General features: G+C 73.5%; 14 protein-coding genes. 7 read left to right on the top strand and 7 right to left on the bottom strand.

Annotated features, from left to right (window positions below):
* Window positions 1-50: 50 nt before the first annotated feature.
* A complete protein-coding gene (locus AC3EQ1_RS18170) occupies window positions 51-1,220 on the bottom strand; it encodes a PP2C family protein-serine/threonine phosphatase (protein WP_432095358.1) in 1,170 nt (389 codons plus the stop codon).
* 173 nt (window positions 1,221-1,393) lie between these two features.
* On the opposite strand from AC3EQ1_RS18170, the gene AC3EQ1_RS18165 reads away from it, so the two are divergent.
* The 3 genes from AC3EQ1_RS18165 (at window position 1,394) to AC3EQ1_RS18155 (ending at window position 3,139) form a co-directional block, all read left to right on the top strand.
* A complete protein-coding gene (locus AC3EQ1_RS18165; protein ID WP_432095357.1) occupies window positions 1,394-1,837 on the top strand; it encodes a MarR family winged helix-turn-helix transcriptional regulator in 444 nt (147 codons plus the stop codon).
* 328 nt (window positions 1,838-2,165) lie between these two features.
* The gene (locus AC3EQ1_RS18160) at window positions 2,166-2,666 is read left to right on the top strand and encodes an SRPBCC family protein (protein WP_432095356.1); all 501 of its coding nucleotides are present in this window, start codon (window positions 2,166-2,168) and stop codon (window positions 2,664-2,666) included.
* 164 nt (window positions 2,667-2,830) lie between these two features.
* On the top strand, window positions 2,831-3,139 hold the full coding sequence (locus AC3EQ1_RS18155) for a hypothetical protein (protein ID WP_432095355.1): 309 nt from the start codon (window positions 2,831-2,833) through the stop codon (window positions 3,137-3,139).
* Between the two features lie 55 nt (window positions 3,140-3,194).
* Here the strand turns inward: AC3EQ1_RS18155 and AC3EQ1_RS18150 are convergent, their stop codons facing one another.
* Window positions 3,195-3,407 carry an EF-hand domain-containing protein gene (locus AC3EQ1_RS18150; RefSeq protein ID WP_388850964.1) on the bottom strand — a complete coding sequence of 71 codons (213 nt, stop codon included), beginning with the start codon at window positions 3,405-3,407 and terminating at the stop codon, window positions 3,195-3,197.
* A 137-nt stretch (window positions 3,408-3,544) separates the two neighbouring features.
* On the opposite strand from AC3EQ1_RS18150, the gene AC3EQ1_RS18145 reads away from it, so the two are divergent.
* Entirely contained in the window at window positions 3,545-4,186 is a 642-nt protein-coding gene (locus AC3EQ1_RS18145) for a GNAT family N-acetyltransferase (RefSeq protein WP_432095354.1), read from the top strand.
* Between the two features lie 25 nt (window positions 4,187-4,211).
* Here the strand turns inward: AC3EQ1_RS18145 and AC3EQ1_RS18140 are convergent, their stop codons facing one another.
* The 5 genes from AC3EQ1_RS18140 to AC3EQ1_RS18120 form a co-directional block, all read right to left on the bottom strand.
* Complete coding sequence (locus AC3EQ1_RS18140; protein ID WP_432095353.1) at window positions 4,212-5,399, bottom strand: YVTN family beta-propeller repeat protein; 1,188 nt, start codon at window positions 5,397-5,399, stop codon at window positions 4,212-4,214.
* 556 nt (window positions 5,400-5,955) lie between these two features.
* The gene (locus AC3EQ1_RS18135; protein WP_432095352.1) at window positions 5,956-6,459 is read right to left on the bottom strand and encodes an ATP-binding protein; all 504 of its coding nucleotides are present in this window, start codon (window positions 6,457-6,459) and stop codon (window positions 5,956-5,958) included.
* A gap of 286 nt (window positions 6,460-6,745) precedes the next feature.
* Window positions 6,746-7,513, bottom strand: a complete 768-nt coding sequence (locus AC3EQ1_RS18130; RefSeq protein ID WP_432095351.1) for an enoyl-CoA hydratase/isomerase family protein — start codon at window positions 7,511-7,513, stop codon at window positions 6,746-6,748.
* A 222-nt stretch (window positions 7,514-7,735) separates the two neighbouring features.
* Entirely contained in the window at window positions 7,736-8,968 is a 1,233-nt protein-coding gene (locus AC3EQ1_RS18125) for a L,D-transpeptidase (protein ID WP_432095350.1), read from the bottom strand.
* 452 nt (window positions 8,969-9,420) lie between these two features.
* Window positions 9,421-10,629, bottom strand: a complete 1,209-nt coding sequence (locus AC3EQ1_RS18120; protein WP_432095349.1) for a L,D-transpeptidase — start codon at window positions 10,627-10,629, stop codon at window positions 9,421-9,423.
* 166 nt (window positions 10,630-10,795) lie between these two features.
* On the opposite strand from AC3EQ1_RS18120, the gene glgX reads away from it, so the two are divergent.
* Genes glgX through AC3EQ1_RS18105 form a run of 3 tightly spaced genes read left to right on the top strand, consistent with a single transcriptional unit; the run spans window position 10,796 to window position 17,299 of the window.
* Complete coding sequence (gene glgX, locus AC3EQ1_RS18115; protein ID WP_432095348.1) at window positions 10,796-13,126, top strand: glycogen debranching protein GlgX; 2,331 nt, start codon at window positions 10,796-10,798, stop codon at window positions 13,124-13,126.
* 34 nt (window positions 13,127-13,160) lie between these two features.
* The gene (locus tag AC3EQ1_RS18110; protein ID WP_432095347.1) at window positions 13,161-15,293 is read left to right on the top strand and encodes an ABC transporter ATP-binding protein; all 2,133 of its coding nucleotides are present in this window, start codon (window positions 13,161-13,163) and stop codon (window positions 15,291-15,293) included.
* Window positions 15,290-17,299 (top strand): ABC transporter ATP-binding protein, encoded by a 2,010-nt coding sequence (locus AC3EQ1_RS18105; RefSeq protein ID WP_432095346.1) that lies wholly within the window; start codon window positions 15,290-15,292, stop codon window positions 17,297-17,299. The genes AC3EQ1_RS18110 and AC3EQ1_RS18105 overlap by 4 nt, the downstream gene beginning before the upstream one ends.
* Window positions 17,300-17,342: the final 43 nt, after the last annotated feature.

Raw genomic sequence — 17,342 nt, 5'->3', positions numbered from 1 at the left:
GCGCAACGATATCCGGGAGGCCGCCGAGCGCGAGAGCCTTGGTTCCCGCCTCACGGTCTGCCATGCCAGTCGAGGCAGAGGACGAGGGCGTCGTCCTCGGGGCGGGGCGGCCGTGCGCAGTGGCCCGCGAGTTCCTGGAGCAGGGCCCGGGGGACCTGGGACGCGGGCAGCAGCCGGGTGCTCGTCACGGCCCGCGCGAGCGCCCGCTCGCTGTAGCGCTCGCCCGCGGGCGACGTCGCGTCGCACACCCCTTCGCTGACGCACAGCAGCCGGTCGCCGGGCAGCACCCGGGCGTACTGCGCCTGGTAGATGGTGTCCTCGAACATCCCCAGCGGCAGCTGCGCCTCGAACTCCAGCGGTTCCAGCGCGCCGTCGCGCAGCCGCCAGACGCGGGGCGATCCGGCGTCGACGACCTCGATCCGCCCGGTGGCCAGCTCGAACCGGAGCAGCAGCACCGACAGATGGGCCGCGCCGCGGTGCTGCCCGTAGACCGCCTGGTCCGCCAGGCACGCCTGGTCGACGAGGCCGAGCCCGGCCCGGCGGGCATTGCGCAGCGCGTTGACGGCGAGAGAGGTCAGCAGGGCCGCCTCGATGCCCTCCCCGGTGCCGTTGGCCACGGTCAGCGTGAGGTGGTCGGCGGAGGTCGACCAGTCGAAGGTGTCACCGAAGACGGCGTACGCGGGTTCGAGCTGCGCCCCGAGGTCGAACTCCGGCCGTGAGCACGCCTGACCCGGCAGCAGCTGCCAGTGCATCTCGGCGGCGAGGGTGAGCCGGTCGGCGCGGCGGGCCCGCAGATACAGATCGGTGTCGCGCGCGGCCACGACGATCTCCCGGCCGAGGATCTCGGAGATGTCGCCGAGTTCGCTCAGCACCTCCGGCGAGTACCGGGCCCCGGGCAGGGTGACCGACAGAATGCCCAGCCGGTCGCCGCGGACCGTCACCGGCAGATGGGCGGTGACGACGGGCGGGGTGCCGCCGGACGAGACCTGGGGCCGCTGGGCGCCGAAGGCCCGGCCGGGGGTACTGGCATGCACGAACATCGGTTCCGCGGCGGACGGGAGGACGTCGACCGGCCGGAGGGTGGTCGCCCCGTAGTCGGCCATGAGCAGGCTGACGGCGGTGGCCGCGTAGTGCTTCACCAGCGTGGCCCGGACCACGTCCGGAAGTTCGTGGGGGGCGGCACCGCGCAGGGCGCGCTCCACAGCCGCAAAGCTGTCCACCGTTCGACGATCGCTTTCTGCGTGAGCTGCTGTCCGAGAGGTCTGCAAAGGGGAGGCAAAGCGCGTAACGGCCCCTGGGGCTGACAAGCCCGATCCGGGGTGTCAAAGTTGAGCATGTGAATCCCGCACCATCCCCCCGACGAGCTCGCGATGCCGCTCACGCCGCCCGTGAGGTGATCGAGTTGCTCGAGGTCCTGTGGGAACGCGGCCGGGACGCGGTGTCGTCCACCCCCGTCTCCCCCTCGCAGCTCCGGGTGCTGTACATCCTGGACCGCGACGAGGGCATCAACCTCCGCACGCTCGGAGAAGTCCTGGGTTCGGCCCCGTCCTCGGTCAGCCGGCTGTGCGACCGCCTCCAGGCGCTCGGGTTCGTCGAGCGCGCCCCCAGCCCGGTGAGCCGGCGGGAGCTGGAGCTGTGGCTGACCGGCCGCGGCAAGTCGTACCTGCGTGACCTCCGGGCCCGGCGCGAGGAGGCACTGCTCGCCGTCATCGGTGACATGTCCCCCACCGCCCGGAAGGGCCTGGTCGAGGGGCTGACCGGCTTCCGCGCGGCGGTCGAGGACGCGGCACCCGGACACGGCGCCGGCGCACCGGGCAGGGACGCGCAGTCGGCCTGACCGCCGCGTCCGGTGCCTCGGTCCGCCCACCGGTCCGCGCTGCCCGCCACCGCCTGCACCTCCCCTTCGTCTCTCGGCCCGCACCCTCCCCCGGCGCGGGGTGCGGGCACGTCGGAGCGACGCGGTCCCGCCGGAGCAAGATTGTTGCCTCATGGACACAGTTGTCAAATGGAAAGAGTTTGCCGCCGTGCGGCCGCGGACCGGCGACGGCAACGCCGTGACCGGCCACGGGACCCCGTCCCGGGCAGCGCCCCGCCCGCTCCGGTAGCGGGCCCTCCGGCCGGGTGCCAGGGTGGTGATGCTGGGTGATCGGCGTCAGGAGAGGTCCATGACTGATACGGAGGTCGTCGTCGAGCGGCGGATCGCGGCGCCCGTCGACCGGGTCTGGGACGCGCTGACCGACCTGGAGTCGGCCCCGCGCATCCTCAGCGGTGTGGAACGGGTCGAGGTGCTCACCCCGGGGCCGTTCGCCGAGGGCACCCGGTGGCGCGAGACCCGGCGGATGCTCGGCAGGGAAGCCACCGAGGAGATGTACGTCACGGCGTGCGAGAAGCCGGGGAGCTTCGTCGTCGAGGCCGACTCGCGCGGCGCCCACTACACGTCCGCGTTCGAGCTGAGCCGGGAGGGCGCGGACGCCACGACGGTGCGCATGACCTTCACGGCCCGTCCGCCGGGCGGCTTCGCCGGGGTACTGACCAAGCTCTTCGGCGGGCTCGGCGCCAAGTCGGTGAGCCAGTCGATCGAGAAGGACCTCGCGGAGGTCGCCGCGTCGGTGGAGCGGCCCGAGCCGGAGCCCGAGACAGGGACCGCGCCTGGGCCCGAGGCCTGAGCGGGGCGGTTCCCGGGACGGGCGGGTCCGGCCTGTCGGCAGCTTCCGACCCGGCCCCGGCGGAACGGATCCGGCTTCGCGGCGCAGCGGAAACCTGCGGGCGGGGCACCACCGGGCAACCGGAGAGCGGGGCGGTGTCGGTGCGGGCGCCTAGGCTCCGCAGCATGAACTACGCAGAACTGCGCGAACTGCGGACCGCGCTGAGTTCGGCCGGCGACATCGCGTTCGCCCTGGAGGCCGACCCGTCCGGGGACCAGGCGGCCGCCCTCGTCGACGCACTGCGCCGGGCGCTCGCCGCGGCCGGCGCGCTGTCCGGCGAACACGGCGCCACGGGCTGCTCCCAGCACCCCCGCGGCGCGGTGGACCCGCTGTACGGGGACCCGGAGGACCCGCTGCCGCCCGGCTACGGCAAGTGCCTGCTGTGCAACGACCGCCGACGGCGGGCCGGCACCCAGCGGCACGGCCGCCCTTGAGGACCTCTGAGGACGAGGGGCGGCGCGGCACTCGCCGGCGCCGCCCCGTCCGAGGTCAGTGCTGCTGGGTCGACCAGAACTCGTCGAACGAGAGCAGGCCGTCACCGTCGCCGTCGGCGCTGTTGATCACGGCCTGGGCCACGGTCTCGGTGACGAAGGGGTCGCCGAGCTGAGCCATCACGCTCTTGTACTCGGTGGCCGAGATCAGGCCGTCCTTGTTCACGTCGTACCGGTCGAACGCGCGCCGCGCCTCGTCGATGTCCGCCACTGGTCCACCCCTTCGGTGTCTTCTTGCTGACGCGCACAGATTATCCGCTCCCCGTTCCGGTTCCCGGGGGGCGGCCGCCGGATCACCGACCTTCCGGGAGCCACCACGATGTCCGAGACCTTCCGGGAGTTGCCACGATGACCGAGACCTTCGGGGAGTTACTGGCCGCCGCCGCCCGCGGCGAGTTCCCGCCGTCCGACGGTTCGGCGACGGTCCTGCCGCAGCCGAACGAACGGGACGCGGGCGTCCTCTCCCTCAGCGCGCACGCCGTGATCTTCACGGACGAGGAGCCGGAGTGGATCCGCGAGACGCTCGCAGCGGCACCGGGCGACCCCCTGGCCGCCGCACTGAGTCCGTTCTTCCTCACCGCGCTCACCACCCGCACCGGCCGCCTGGCCGGCAACACCGATCTGCTCACCGTCGCCGGCCCGCTGTCCGGCGAACCGCCCCTGCCGCTCACCCGGATCGAGGACCGGGAACACCCCCGGGTGGTCCGCGCCCTGGCCTTCCGGGACGACGTACGCGTCTGGTCGGCCGAAGGCGGCATGCTGGTGCTGGGCCGGGGAGTCGCCGGACGGTGGGAGGCGGCGATCGAGGTGGATCCCGCCGCCCGCGGCAGGGGCCTGGGCCGGGCTCTCGCCCTGGCCGCCCGTCATCTGGTGCCGGAGGGCGGCCCGCTCTGGGCCCAGCAGGCACCCGGCAACGCCACGAGCGTCCGGGCGTTCCAGGCGGCCGGGTACCGGCCGGTCGGTGCCGAGGCACTGCTGGCCCCCGCCTGACGGCAGCCGACGAAGGGCCGGGACGTCAGCGGAAGATGCCCGTGTGCCCGAGCGAGTACCTGCCCGGCTGGGGATAGACAGCCAGGCCGTGCGGGCCGCCGCCGACCGGGATGCGCGCCCGCTGCTTCCCGGTGCGGGTGTCGATCGCGTACACCTCGGAGTCGTACCGGCCGGACAGCCACAGCACCTTGCCGTCGGCCGAGACGCCGCCCATGTCGGGGCTGCCGCCGTCCGGCAGCCGCCACTTCTTCGTCAGCCTGCGGGAGGGGAAGTCGTAGAGCGAGACGGTGCCCTCGCCGCGGTTGGAGATGTACATCGTCCGGGAGTCCCGGCTGACGTACAGCCCGTGCGCGCCCTTGCCGGTGGGCAGCAGCTTCGGGGTGGTGAACCGGTCACCGTCGAGGATCCAGACGCCGTGCGCCATCATGTCCGCGATGAACCAGGTCCGCCCGTCGGGGGAGATCTTGACGTCCTGGGGCATCGCGCCCCGGAAGGGCAGCCGCTGCTGTCCGATCACCTTCATCCGCTCGGTGTCGACCTTGAGGAGTTCCCCGGAGAACTCGCAGGAGACGACGAAGTACCGGCCGTCGGCGGAGAAGTCGGCGTGGTTCACGCCGTAGCAGGAGACCGGCACCTTCTTTTTGACGGCCATGGTGTGCGGGTCGCGGAAGACCAGCTCCCGGTCGAGGGAGGCCATCACCACCGCGTACCGGCCGTTGGGCGTGAAGTAGAGGTTGTACGGGTCGTGCACGTCGACGGGCTTGCCCGCCCTGCCGGTGGCCGGGTCGATCGGGGTCAGGGTGTGGCCGCGGTTGTTGTTCACCCAGAGCGTCTTCAGATCCCAGGACGGCACCACGTGCTGCGGCTGGACCCCGACCTTCAGGGTGTCGACCACCTTGTAGGTCTTGGGGTCGATGACCGACACGGTGCCGGAGTTGGTGTTCGGCACGTAGACCCGGGACGGGAAGTCCTTCACCACCGGGGAGAGCCGGCCGGGCCGGTCGGCGGCGTAGACGTCCCGCGGGTCGAGCAGCGGCGGCATGCCGGGCAGCCCGGTCGCCGCGGCACGGGCGGCCCGGGCGGAACCGCCGGGGGACGGGGAGCGGGTGCCGTCGACGGCGGTGCGGCTGCCGGCGGAGCCGGTCGAGCAGCCGGCGGCGGCGAGAGCCGCGGCGGCGAGCAGCAGGGTGGCACGGACGAAGCGGGATCTCACGCGGCCCATTGAAGGCCAGCCGGTGCACCATGACCGCTATTGACCGGAATGAGAGGCCATGCGTGTCATCGTCACACAGAGTAGCCACGATCAAGGAATCGTATGGCTGTTACACCATTCTCCGACGTTTGCGAGGCTGACGGCGCGAGTGACCTTTGATCGTTGAAGTTTCTATCGCTCATATGGGTCAATACCGGGATATGAACCTTTGGCTGGCGGCACCCCGTCTGCCATAGTCATCAGCGACGCGCCACCCCATTGACCCGGGCACGGTCGTCCTGCTCCGCCGTGGATCACACCCCCTCGCTCCCGGCGGAGAACGAAGAGGCTCCCGCCGCTGTCGCACGACGACGCACCGGGGGCCTCTTCGCCTTTCGGGGCGGAGCGGCGATGGACGGCGATTCCGAACCGGGCGGCCCCGAACCGGGCGGCTCCGGCGCGGCGCGGCCGGGGCGGAACCGGCGGGCCCGGCAGCGCCCCGGCGTGCGAGGCGCGAGAAGCCCGGGGACGGGAGCCCGGCGGCCGGACTCGAGCGGCCGGGCTCAGCGGTCGCAGCTCAGCGGTCGGTGACCCGCATCTCGAACCAGGTCGTCTTGCCCCGGGGCAGCAGGTCGACGCCCCACCGGTCGGAGAGCTTGTCCACCAGGAACAGCCCGCGGCCACTGGTGTCCATCTCGCGCACCGGCATCAGGCAGGGCAGCCCCCGCGAGGGGTCGCGCACCTCGATCCGGATCCAGCCGCGGCGGCGCAGCATCCGCAGCCCGAAGGTGCGGGCGCCGGTGTGCCGTACGGCGTTGCCGACGAGTTCGGAGACCAGCAGCACGGCGTGCTCGGCGAGCTGGGCGGAGAGTGCCCAGTGCCGCAGCACGACCGCCTGGGTCAGCCGGCGCGCGGTGGCCGCGGATTCGGGGAGGGACGGCAGCCGCACCTCGTCGACCGTCGGATCGCCGACCGTTTCGAGGGCCTGCATCGCCCGCTCGTCCGCCACGGACGGCACCCACCGCGCCGCGGTGGTGCCGGTGCGCCGCCGCGGCTGTTCCACTCCCTCGAGGCCCGCCATGCCCTCCATCATGGCCGCCCGGAAGGGATCACGGGGCGGAACCAGGGGATTACTTTGAGTGGATCACGTGCCCGCGCACACCGCCCGGGGCATGTGCCAGCGGCAGGAACGACCCCTTGGATCCGGCTCGACCTGCGCTGACACCCTGCACGCAGTCGATCGCTGTGCGTTCCGGGCCGGATATGCCTTAAGGCTGATTTAAGACGCGGCCGGTCCCCCGGACGGGTTCCGAGCCGGAGGCGCCACGGGGTGGCGCTACCGCCGCGGGGGACCAACACACCGGACATCAGCGGAACTTGGCCTTGCCCGGACCCTCTTCCACGAAGCTGCGCATACCGGTCTCCCGGTCCTCGGTGGCGAACAGGCCCGCGAACCAGTTCCGTTCGACGGCGAGACCGGAGTCGATGTCCGTCTCCAGCCCGACGTCGACCGACTCCTTCGCGGCCCGCAGCGCGATGGCCGGGCCCTGGGCGAGCTTCGCGGCCCAGGCGTGCGCCTGCTCGTACACCTCACCGGCCGGGACGACCCGGTCGACCAGTCCGATGGCCAGCGCCTCGTCCGCCTTCACCTGACGGCCCGTGAAGATCAGGTCCTTGGCGCGGGACGGGCCGACGAGCCGGGACAGCCGCTGGGTGCCGCCCGCGCCCGGGATCAGCCCGAGCAGGATCTCCGGCTGGCCGAGCTTGGCGTTCTCCCCGGCGATGCGGATGTCGGCGCAGAGCGCCAGTTCGCAGCCGCCGCCGAGCGCGTACCCGGTGACGGCGGCGACCACCGGCTTGGGGATCCGGGCGACGGCCGTGAAGGAGTCCTGCAGGGCGCGGGACCGGGCCACCATGGCCGGGTGGTCCATGGCCTGCATCTCCTTGATGTCCGCGCCGGCCGCGAACACCTTCTCCCCGCCCCAGAGGATCACCGCGCGGACGTCGTCCCGCCGGGTCGCCTCCTCGGCGAGCTCCTTGAGCCGGTCCTGGGTGGCGATGTCCAGTGCGTTCATCGGCGGGCGGTCGAGCCGGATGGTGCCGACGCCGTCGGCGACCTCAAGATGCACAGTCATGCCCGCAGGTTAACGGCCGGGCGCCGAGGGGTCTCCCCCCGGAAGGGGGCGGACGCCGACGGGCCCGGTGCCGCCGTCGACCGGCGGCACCGGGCCCGTCAGGGGAGTTCGGGCGCCCAGGGGTTCTCGCACGGTGCCCGCCAGGGTCACGTGGCCCGGCACCGCGCCTCGCACGGCACCGGACCAGGCGACCTCATCGGACGCTCGTCGCGCAAGGACCCCTTACTGCGGCGCCTTCCACTCGTCCCAGTCCATGTTCCAGCCGTTGAGGCCGTTGTCCGGGGCGATCTTCTTGTCGTTCGAGTTCTTCACGACCACCACGTCGCCGAGGATCGACTTGTTGAAGAACCAGGCGGCCGGGGTCCCGTTGTCGCCACCGCCCCGGATGTCGGAGAGACCGACGCAGCCGTGGCTCGCGTTGACGCTGCCGAACACCGACGACCCGGCCCAGTAGTTGCCGTGGAGGAAGGTTCCGGAGTTGCTGAGCCGCATCGCGTGCGGCACGTCCTTGATGTCGTACTCACCGCCGAAGCCGACCGTGTCCCCGTTCATCCGGGTCACCTCGTGCTTCTCACTGATCACCATCGCGCCGTTGTACGTGGTGGTCGCCGGGGCGCCCGCGGTGATCGGGATCGTCTTGATCACCTTGCCGTCGCGCTCGACGGTCATCGTCTTCTTCTCGGCGTCGACGGTGCTCACCTGGCTGCGGCCGATGGTGAACTTCACCTTCTTCACCTGCTTGCCGTAGACCCCCGGCCGGCCCTCGACCCCGTCGAGGTTCAGGCTCAGCGTCACCTCGGTGCCGGGCTTCCAGTACTTCTCCGGACGGAGGTCCAGCCGGTCGTTGCCGAACCAGTGGCCCTCGACGGGCACCGCCGGCGAGGTCTTCACCTCGACGGCCCGCTCGACGGCGGCCGGATCGGTGATGCCCCGGCTGAACCGGATGGAGACCGGCATGCCCACGCCGACCTCGGCGCCGTCCTCCGGCGTGAAGTGGCCGACGAAAGTGTTCTTCGGCACCAGCGTGGTGAAGCTGGAGTGCTCGGCGGACTGCCGTCCCTCGGAGTCCTCGGCGACCGCGTCCACGGTGTACTCGGTCGACGCGGCCAGGTGCCCGCTGGGCTTCCAGAGCTTCCCGCCCTCGGTGACCTTCCCGGCGATCCGATTCCCCTTGGAGTCCCGGACCTTGACCGAGCTGAGCCGGCCCTTCTCGGCGGTGACCTCGAGACCGTCGCTGGTCTCCACGTCCTTGGCGCCGTCCTTGGGGGCGATGCCGACCACGGCCTCGGACCGCTTCGAGCCGTCGCCACCGCCCTTGCCCTCGTCCGCCCCGGCGTCCGGGCCGCACCCGGTCACGGCCAGCAGAAAGGCCCCGCTCACCACCGCGAGCAGGGCCCTGGCCCCCTGCCGACTCCGCCGAACGCCCGGCGCCCCCGATATCGGCTGCACGTTCACTTGTTCTCCCCTCGCACGGGCCCCGGTACGGCCCGCCACGCTTCCCCCGCACGCGCAAAACGGCGCGCACGCTGCTAGATAACCACACCGCCGTGGAAGAGAAATCCCCGTGAAGGTCACGGATCAGTCCCAAGTCGGCCGGGCGTCCGGCGGATGCGCGGGGGTACCCGTGTGCGGCGGTGCGGGGCTTCGCAGGGAGAGACGGCGGGAAGGCGGACTCCGTTCCGTGCGGGGCGGTTTCGGCAGTGGATAGCGGTACGGGCGGTTGTTCCGGCGCGGAAATCTCAGCGCCGGACGTCTGAGCGCGCGGCGTCTCAGCGCCGGACGCCTCAGCGCCGGACGTCTCAGTGCCCGGCCCCCTCAGCGCCCGGCCCTCTCAGCGCCTGGCACCCTCAGCGCAGGGCTCCTCCGTACAGAACGTCTCAGCACAGGACGCCTCAGCACAGGACGTCTCAGCGCAGGGCCGAGCCCGCCCGCCACTGCTGCCAGGGCATGTTCCAGCCGCCGAGCCCGTTGTCCGGGGCGACCGTGCGGTCGGCGCTGCGCACCACTTCCACGACGTCGCCGGTCAGTGAGCTCTCGTAGAACCAGCGGGCGGGCGTCGGGGCGCCGCCGCCCCGCACATCGCGCAGCGAGATGCAGCCGTGGCTGGTGTTGGCGACGCCGAACGTGCTGGGCGGGGCCCAGTAGTTGCCGTGCAGGAAGGTCCCCGAGGCGGTCAGCCGCATGGCGTGCGGCACGTCCTCGATGTCGTACTCGCCGCCGAAGCCGACCGTGTCCCCGTTCATCCGGGTCACCTCGCGCCGTTCCATGATCACCATCCTCCCGTTGTAGGTCGGGCTGGCCGGTTCGCCGGCGGTGGCCGGCAGCGTCGCGGCCCGCCGGCCGTCGCGCCACACGGTGAGCGTGTGCGCCGCCGCGTCCAGTCGGCTGACCTGACTGCGGGCCACGGTGAACCGCACCGTCTTGTGCTGCACGCCGAACACCCCCGGCGCGCCCTGCACATCCCGCAGCCGCAGCCGGACGGAGACCTCGGTGCCGGGCCTCCAGTACGCGCGCGGCCGGAAGTCCAGCCGCCGGCCGCCGAACCAGTGCGCCGCGACGGCGACCGGGGGCCGCGCGGTCACCCGGATCCCGCGTTCGACCGCCGCGCGGCGGGTGACGGGCCGGTTGAACTCGAACGAGACGATCATGCCGGTGCCGACGAGGGAACGGTGCTCCGGCCGGAAGTAGCCGATGAACCGGTGCCGGGGCACGAACGTGGTGAAGGTGGTGTGCCGGGCGGTGCGGCGGCCGTGCCGGTCGACCGCCACCGCGTCCACGGTGTACCGGCCGCGCAGCCGGAACGGGCCGGCCAACGGGTGCCAGCGGCGGCCGTCCCCGCTGATGCGTCCGGCGACGGGCCGGTCCCGGGCGTCCCCCGTCCGGACCACCCGGACCCGCTCCAGCCGGCCGCCGGACACCGTGACCCGCACCGGCGACCGGGGCCGGACTCCCCGGGCGCCGTCCAGCGGCGTGACGGCGATGACGGGGCGGTCCGCGGCCGGCGGCCGTTCCCGCAGGGCGGTGCCCGACTGGCCGCACGCGGCCGCCGCCACCAGCAGGGCGGCCGTGGCGAGCCCCACAGCCGCGCGCCGTAGGCGCCTCGCAACCTTTTTCACGCGGAGCCCAACGATCGCACCCCCGTGAGGGAAACGAACGCGAGGCCGGACGCCGGTGTGAGGGCGGGCGCCCGAGCGGGCAGAACAGGGGGAAGGACCAGCAGGGTCGGGCCGCGGCCGGGACGCCGCGGGCCCGGCCCGGTCATGAGCCGCGGGAGGCTGCCACGTGTCGAGCGCACCCGAACAGGCGGACGTGCGGGACGGGGTTCCCGCGGCGGCGGACGGACCGTCCCCGGGCTCACCATCGGCGCAGGCCGAGGCCTCCGCGCCGCCCGGAACGGCCACGGCGCCGCCGGCCGTCCGGCCGGGCAGCCCGCAGCCGCTCGGCGCCCGGTTCCGGGTCGCCGCCGACGGGACGGCCGGGACCAACTTCGCCCTGTGGGCGCGCGGCGCGGAGGCGGTGGAGGTCTGCCTGTTCGACGCCGACGGCACCGAGACCCGCCGCCCGCTGGGCGAGCTGACCCACGAGATCTGGCACGGCTTCGTACCCGGCGTGCGCCCCGGGCAGCGGTACGGCTTCCGGGTGCACGGCCGCTGGGACCCGTGGACCGGCGCCCGGTGGAACCCCGCCAAGCTGCTGCTGGACCCGTACGCCCGCGCCGTGGACGGGGAGTTCACCGGCCCCGGGGGCGGCGGGCCGCTGCCCCCGGAGGTCTACGGGCACGTGCGGGACTGGCCGCAGCAGCACGTCGCGGACACCGTCCGGGACGACCGGGACTCGGCGCCGTTCGTCCCCAAGTCCGTCGTGGTCCATGACGACGACGACTGGTCCGACGACCGCCGGCCCAAGACGCCGTGGGCCGACTCGGTCATCTACGAGCTGCATGTGCGCGGCTTCACCATGCGCCACCCGGGGGTGCCGGAGCGGCTGCGCGGCACCTACGCGGGGCTGGGGCACCCGGCGGCCGTCGGGCATCTCACCCGGCTCGGGGTGACGGCCGTGGAGCTCCTGCCGGTGCATCAGTTCGCGCACGAGGACCACCTGCTGCGGCGGGGCCTGCGCAACTACTGGGGCTACAACTCCGTCGGCTACTTCGCGCCGCACGGCGCGTACTCCGCGTCCGGGACCCGCGGCCAGCAGGTGGGCGAGTTCAAGAGGATGGTGCGGGCGCTGCACGCCGCCGGCATCGAGGTGATCCTCGACGTGGTCTACAACCACACGGCCGAGGCGGGCGAACTGGGGCCGATGTTCTCGCTGCGCGGCATCGACAACCGCGGCTACTACCGGTTGCAGCAGGACCCCCGGCGCTACGCCGACTACACCGGGTGCGGCAACACCCTCCAGGTCGTCCAGCCCCCCGTGCTGCGGCTGATCACCGACTCGCTGCGCTACTGGGTGACGGAGATGGGCGTCGACGGCTTCCGCTTCGACCTGGCCTCGGCCCTCGCCCGCGCCATGCACGACGTCGACATGCTCTCCCCCTTTCTCGCGGTGATCGCCCAGGACCCGGTGCTGCGCCGGGTGAAGCTGATCGCGGAGCCGTGGGACGTCGGTTCCGGCGGGTACCAGGTCGGGGCCTTCCCTCCGCTGTGGACCGAGTGGAACGACCGGTACCGGGACGCGGTGCGCGACTTCTGGCGCGGCGCGCTGCCGGACGTCCGGGACCTCGGCTACCGGCTCTCCGGCTCCAGCGACCTCTACGCCTGGGGCGGCCGGCGCCCGCAGGCCTCCGTCAACTTCGTCACCGCCCACGACGGCTTCACCCTGCGCGACCTGGTGTCCTACGAGCGCAAGCACAACGAGGCGAACGGCGAGGGCAACCGCGACGGCACCGACGACAACCGGTCCTGGAACTGCGGCGCCGAGGGCCCCACGGACGACCCGGCGGTCCTGGCGCTCCGCCGCCGCCAGCTGCGCAGCCTGCTCACCACCCTGCTGCTGTCCACCGGGGTGCCGATGCTGGTCGCGGGCGACGAACTCGGCCGCACCCAGGGCGGCAACAACAACGCGTACTGCCAGGACAACGAGACCGGCTGGGTCGACTGGTCGCTGCTGGACGATCCCGGCTGGCGGGCCCTGACCCAGCTGACCTCGCGGCTGATCGCCCTGCGCCACGCCCATCCGGTGCTGCGCCGCGGGGCGTTCTTCTCCGGCCGCGCGCAGGGGCCGGGCGGGCTGCGGGACCTGGCCTGGTTCACCGCGGAGGGGCGGGAGATGACCGAGGCCGACTGGTACGCCCCGACCGCGACGCTCGGGATGTACCTCTCGGGGCGGGACCTGCCGCAGCGCGACGAGCAGGGCCGGCCGCTGACCGACGACAGCTTCCTGGCCGTGCTGCACGCCGACCCCGAGCCCGGCCGTTTCGTGCTGCCGGGCGGACCCTGGGCCTCGGGGTACGAACTGCTGGTGGACACCGCGCGGGAGGACCAGAGCCGGGCGCCGGGCACCCGGCACGCCGCCGGCTCACCGTTCCTGCTGCCGGCCCGCGCGGCGGTGCTGTTCCGGGCGGTCGGCCACCCGGTGGAGACTCGCCCGGACCGGCCGAAAACCGGATGAGGGGTGTCAGTGGCCGGCCGTAGTCTCGCCGGTGATGACTGCCAACCGCGCCGACGGCTCCGCGCCGGACGCCCCGTCCGGCAACGCCGGTGATTCCGCTGTCGATTCCACTCCCGATTCCGCCTCCGCCGGCGGCCAGCGCTCCGCCGTGCGGTCGCTGTTACGGCTGTGGCCCTTCGTGCGGCCGGTGCGGGTACGGCTGTGCACGGCGGCCCTCGTGGCCGTGCTGGCCTCCTGCACCGGGCTGGTCATCCCGCTGGTGCTGAAGTGGATCGTGGACGGCCCGGTGGCCGGCCGGGACCCGGGCGGGGTGTGGCTCGGCGGCGCGTACCTGCTGCTGCTCGGGGTGGCGGAGGCCGGGCTCTTCGGGCTGCGGCGGTGGCTGGTGGCGCGCCCGCTCGCCGGGGTCGAGGCGTCGATGCGGGAGGCCCTGTACCGGCATCTCCAGCGGCTGCCGGTGTCCTTCCACGACCGCTGGGCCTCGGGCCAGCTGCTCTCCCGCGCCACCACGGATCTGCAGCTGCTGCGGATGTTCCTGGCCTTCCCGCTGACCTTTCTGCTGGTCAACGCCAGCACGATCCTGGTGGGGTTCGCGATTCTGCTCGGTCAGGAGTGGACGCTCGGACTGGTGCTGCTCGCCCCGGTCCTGCCGCTGCTGATCCTGTGCTCCTGGTTCGAGGCGCGCTACTCGGTGGCGGCGCGCACCGCCCAGGACCAGGTCGGGGACCTGACGACCGTCGTCGAGGAGGGTGTGCTCGGCATCCGGGTGATCAAGGGATTCGGCCGGCACCGGAGCCAGGCCCGGGCCTTCCGGTCGCTGTCCGGGCGGCTGCGGGGGACGGAGCTGCACAAGGCCCGGCTGCTCGCGTCGCTGTGGGCGCTGATCCTGACGCTGCCCGAGATCGCGATCGCCGCCACGCTCGTCCTGGGGACGGTGCGGGTGGCGGACGGCGCCCTGTCGGCCGGCACCCTGGTGGCCTTTCTGTCCACGGCGCTCGCCCTGCGCTGGCCGGTGGAGTCGACGGGGTTCCTGATCGCGATGAGCCAGGAGGCGGCGACGGCCACCCAGCGGTACTTCGAGATCATGGACGCCCCGGAGCAGGCGGACCGGGCCCCGGCCGCTACTCCGTCCCCCTCCCCCGGGCCCGCGCCCGCCCCGGTGGGCGCGCCCGGCGGCCCGGAGGACGGACTGCGTTTCCGGGGCGTGGTGTTCCGCTATCCCGACGCCCCCTCCGACGGACCGCCCACGCTCGACGGGGTCGACCTGCACATCCGGCACGGCGAGACGATGGCCCTGGTCGGCGGCACCGGATCCGGAAAGACGACGCTCACCGCCCTGGTGCCGCGCCTCCACGAGCCGACGGCCGGGCGGATCACCCTCGACGGGGAGGACATCTCCGGGATGCCGCGGGCCCGGCTGCGCGAGCTGGTGTCGGTCGCCTTCGAGGAACCCACCCTCTTCTCCGCGACCGCGGGCGAGAACGTGGCCATGGGCGCGGCGGCCGTGGACGAGCAGGAGCTGCTGCGGGCTTTGGAGATCTCCCAGGCGGCGTTCGTGCACGACCTTCCGCAGGGCGTGCACACCCAGGTCGGGGAACAGGGCCTGAGCCTCTCCGGCGGCCAGCGGCAGCGACTGGCGCTGGCCCGCGCGGTGGTGGGACGCCCGCGGTTCCTCATCCTCGACGACCCGCTGTCCGCGCTGGACGTGCACACCGAGGCGCGGGTGGAGGCGGCGCTGCGCCAGGTGCTCGCGGCCACGACCGCGCTCGTCGTCGCGCACCGCCCGTCCACGGTGCTGCTCGCGGACCGCGTGGCGCTGCTGTCCGGCGGCCGCGTCACCGCGGTCGGCACCCATCAGGAACTGCTGCACCGGAACCCGGAGTACCGGACCTTGATGTCCGGCGAGGAGCCCGCCGACGGGGGCGCGGGAGCGGAGGCGGGGACTGCGGGCAGGAGTGCGGCGGTCTCCCGCGCCGGCGGACCGGACCCGGACCCGGACCCGGCACCGGCACCGGCACCGGCACCGGCACCGGCCGACGGCGCGCCGGGCACGGGCGGACCGGACGGGGACGGGCCGGGCAGTGCGGCCCCGGGGGCTCCGGACCCGGGCACGGATTGGCGCACCGGTGACGGCCGGGACGCCGCGGAAGGGGGCACCCCACGATGACGACCACGGCGTCCGGCCTGCCGCCGGAGGACGAGGAGGGCCGGGAGGACCGGGGAGGCCAGGAAGGCCAGGGAAGCCGGGAGGGCCGGGGGAAGGCGGACGGCCGGGAGGGCGACGGCCGCCGACGGTCACGCGGACGCCGGTGGCGCGCCGGCCACCGGCCGGACGCGGACGTCCCGGACGGCGCCGGCCCACCGGACGACGGCGTCCCCGACGGCGATTCGTTCGACCACGATGTGCTGCCCACGCCCCGGGGGGCCTCCCGGCGCCTGCTGGTCTCACTGCTGCGCCCGCACCGGTCCAGGGTGCGGGTGGCGGCCGTGCTCCTGCTGCTCCAGCAGGCCGCGGTCCAGGCCGGGCCGCTGCTGGTGGCCGTCGCGATCGACCGGGCCGTACCGGCCCTCCGCCGGGACGACTTCGGGCCCCTGGCGCTGATCGGAGCAGCGTACGTACTGAGCGCGCTGGCCTCCGGGGCGCTCCAGTACACCTTCATCCGCGCCTCGGCCCGGGTGAGTCAGGACGTGCTGCTCGACCTCCGGAGCCGGATCTTCCGCCATGCGCAGGCCCTGAGCGTCGACTTCCACGAGCGGTACACCTCCGGCCGGCTCATCTCCCGGGCCACCACGGACGTGGAGGCACTGCGCGAGCTTCTGGGCGAGGGGCTGGAGGAACTGCTCGGCGTCGGGGTGTCGGTGGTCTACATCTCCGGGCTGCTCCTCTACCTCGACTGGGGGCTGGGCGCCGCGGCGGTGCTGTCGTTCGGGCCGCTGTATCTGCTCGTCCGGTCCTTCCAGCGGCGGTCGATGGCGGTCTACCGGAGGCGGTCCACGGCCTTCGCCGCGGTCGTCGTGAAGTTCGCCGAGACGATGAACGGCATCCGGCCGGTGCAGGCGTTCCGGCGGGAACGCGCCAATGACGCGGAGTTCGGCGCGCTGAACCACCGGCACCGGCGGGCCAACGGCGACGCGATCCTGGAGATGGCCCGCTATGTGGTCTCCTCGCGGCTCGTCGCCAACACCGCGGTCGCCGCGATCGTGCTCTGGGGCGCTCACCGGGTGGCGACCGCCGGGCTGCCGCTGGGGGTGCTCGCCGCCTCGGTGCTCTATCTGCGCCGGCTGTACGACCCCATCGACCGGCTGGGGATGTTCCTCAACTCCTACCAGTCGGCGGCCGCCTCGCTGGAGAAGATCGCGGGCCTGCTCGATCAGCGGCCCTCCGTGCCGGAGCCGGTCGCTCCGCGCCCGCTGCCGCCGCGGCCGACCGCCGAACCCGGCCGACGGGTGGTCTTCGAGGGGGTGCGGTTCGCGTACCGTACGGGCGGCGAGGTGCTGCCGCGATGCGATCTCACGCTCCCCGCGGGGCAGACCGTGGCGGTCGTCGGCGCCACCGGAGCGGGCAAGTCCACGCTCGCCAAACTGCTCGCCCGGCTCTACGATCCCACCGCGGGACGGATCCTGCTCGACGGCGTCGACCTGCGCGAACTGGCGTCGCCGGAACTGCGGCGCGGCATCGTGATGGTGGCCCAGGAGGCCTTCCTCTTCTCCGGCACGGTCGCCGAGAACATCGCGATCGGCCGCCCCGACGCCACACGCGAGGAGATCGTCCGGGCCGCCGGGGCGATCGGCGCACACGACTTCATCGCCGCGCTGCCCGACGGCTACGACACGGACGTCCGCAAGCGGGGCGGGCGGATCTCCGCGGGCCAGCGGCAACTGGTCGCGTTCGCCCGCGCGCTGCTGGCCGACCCGGGCGTACTGATCCTCGACGAGGCGACCTCCTCGCTGGACATCCCGGGCGAGCGCGCGGTGCAGCGGGCGATGGGCACCGTGCTGCGCGGACGCACGGCGGTGGTCATCGCGCACCGGCTGTCGACGGTCGAGATCGCCGACCGGGTGCTGGTGATGGCGGACGGCCGGATCGTGGAGGACGGCAGCCCGGCCGACCTCATCACCGCCCGGGGCGGCTTCGCCTCGCTCCACCGGGCGTGGCGGGACAGCCTGGTGTGACCCTGCCCCAGCGAACCGCGCGCAGGGGCGCAAAGCCCCCGTC

The sequence above is a fragment of the Streptomyces sp. bgisy100 genome, assembly GCF_057709105.1.
This window is presented reverse-complemented; position numbering and strand designations above follow the sequence as displayed.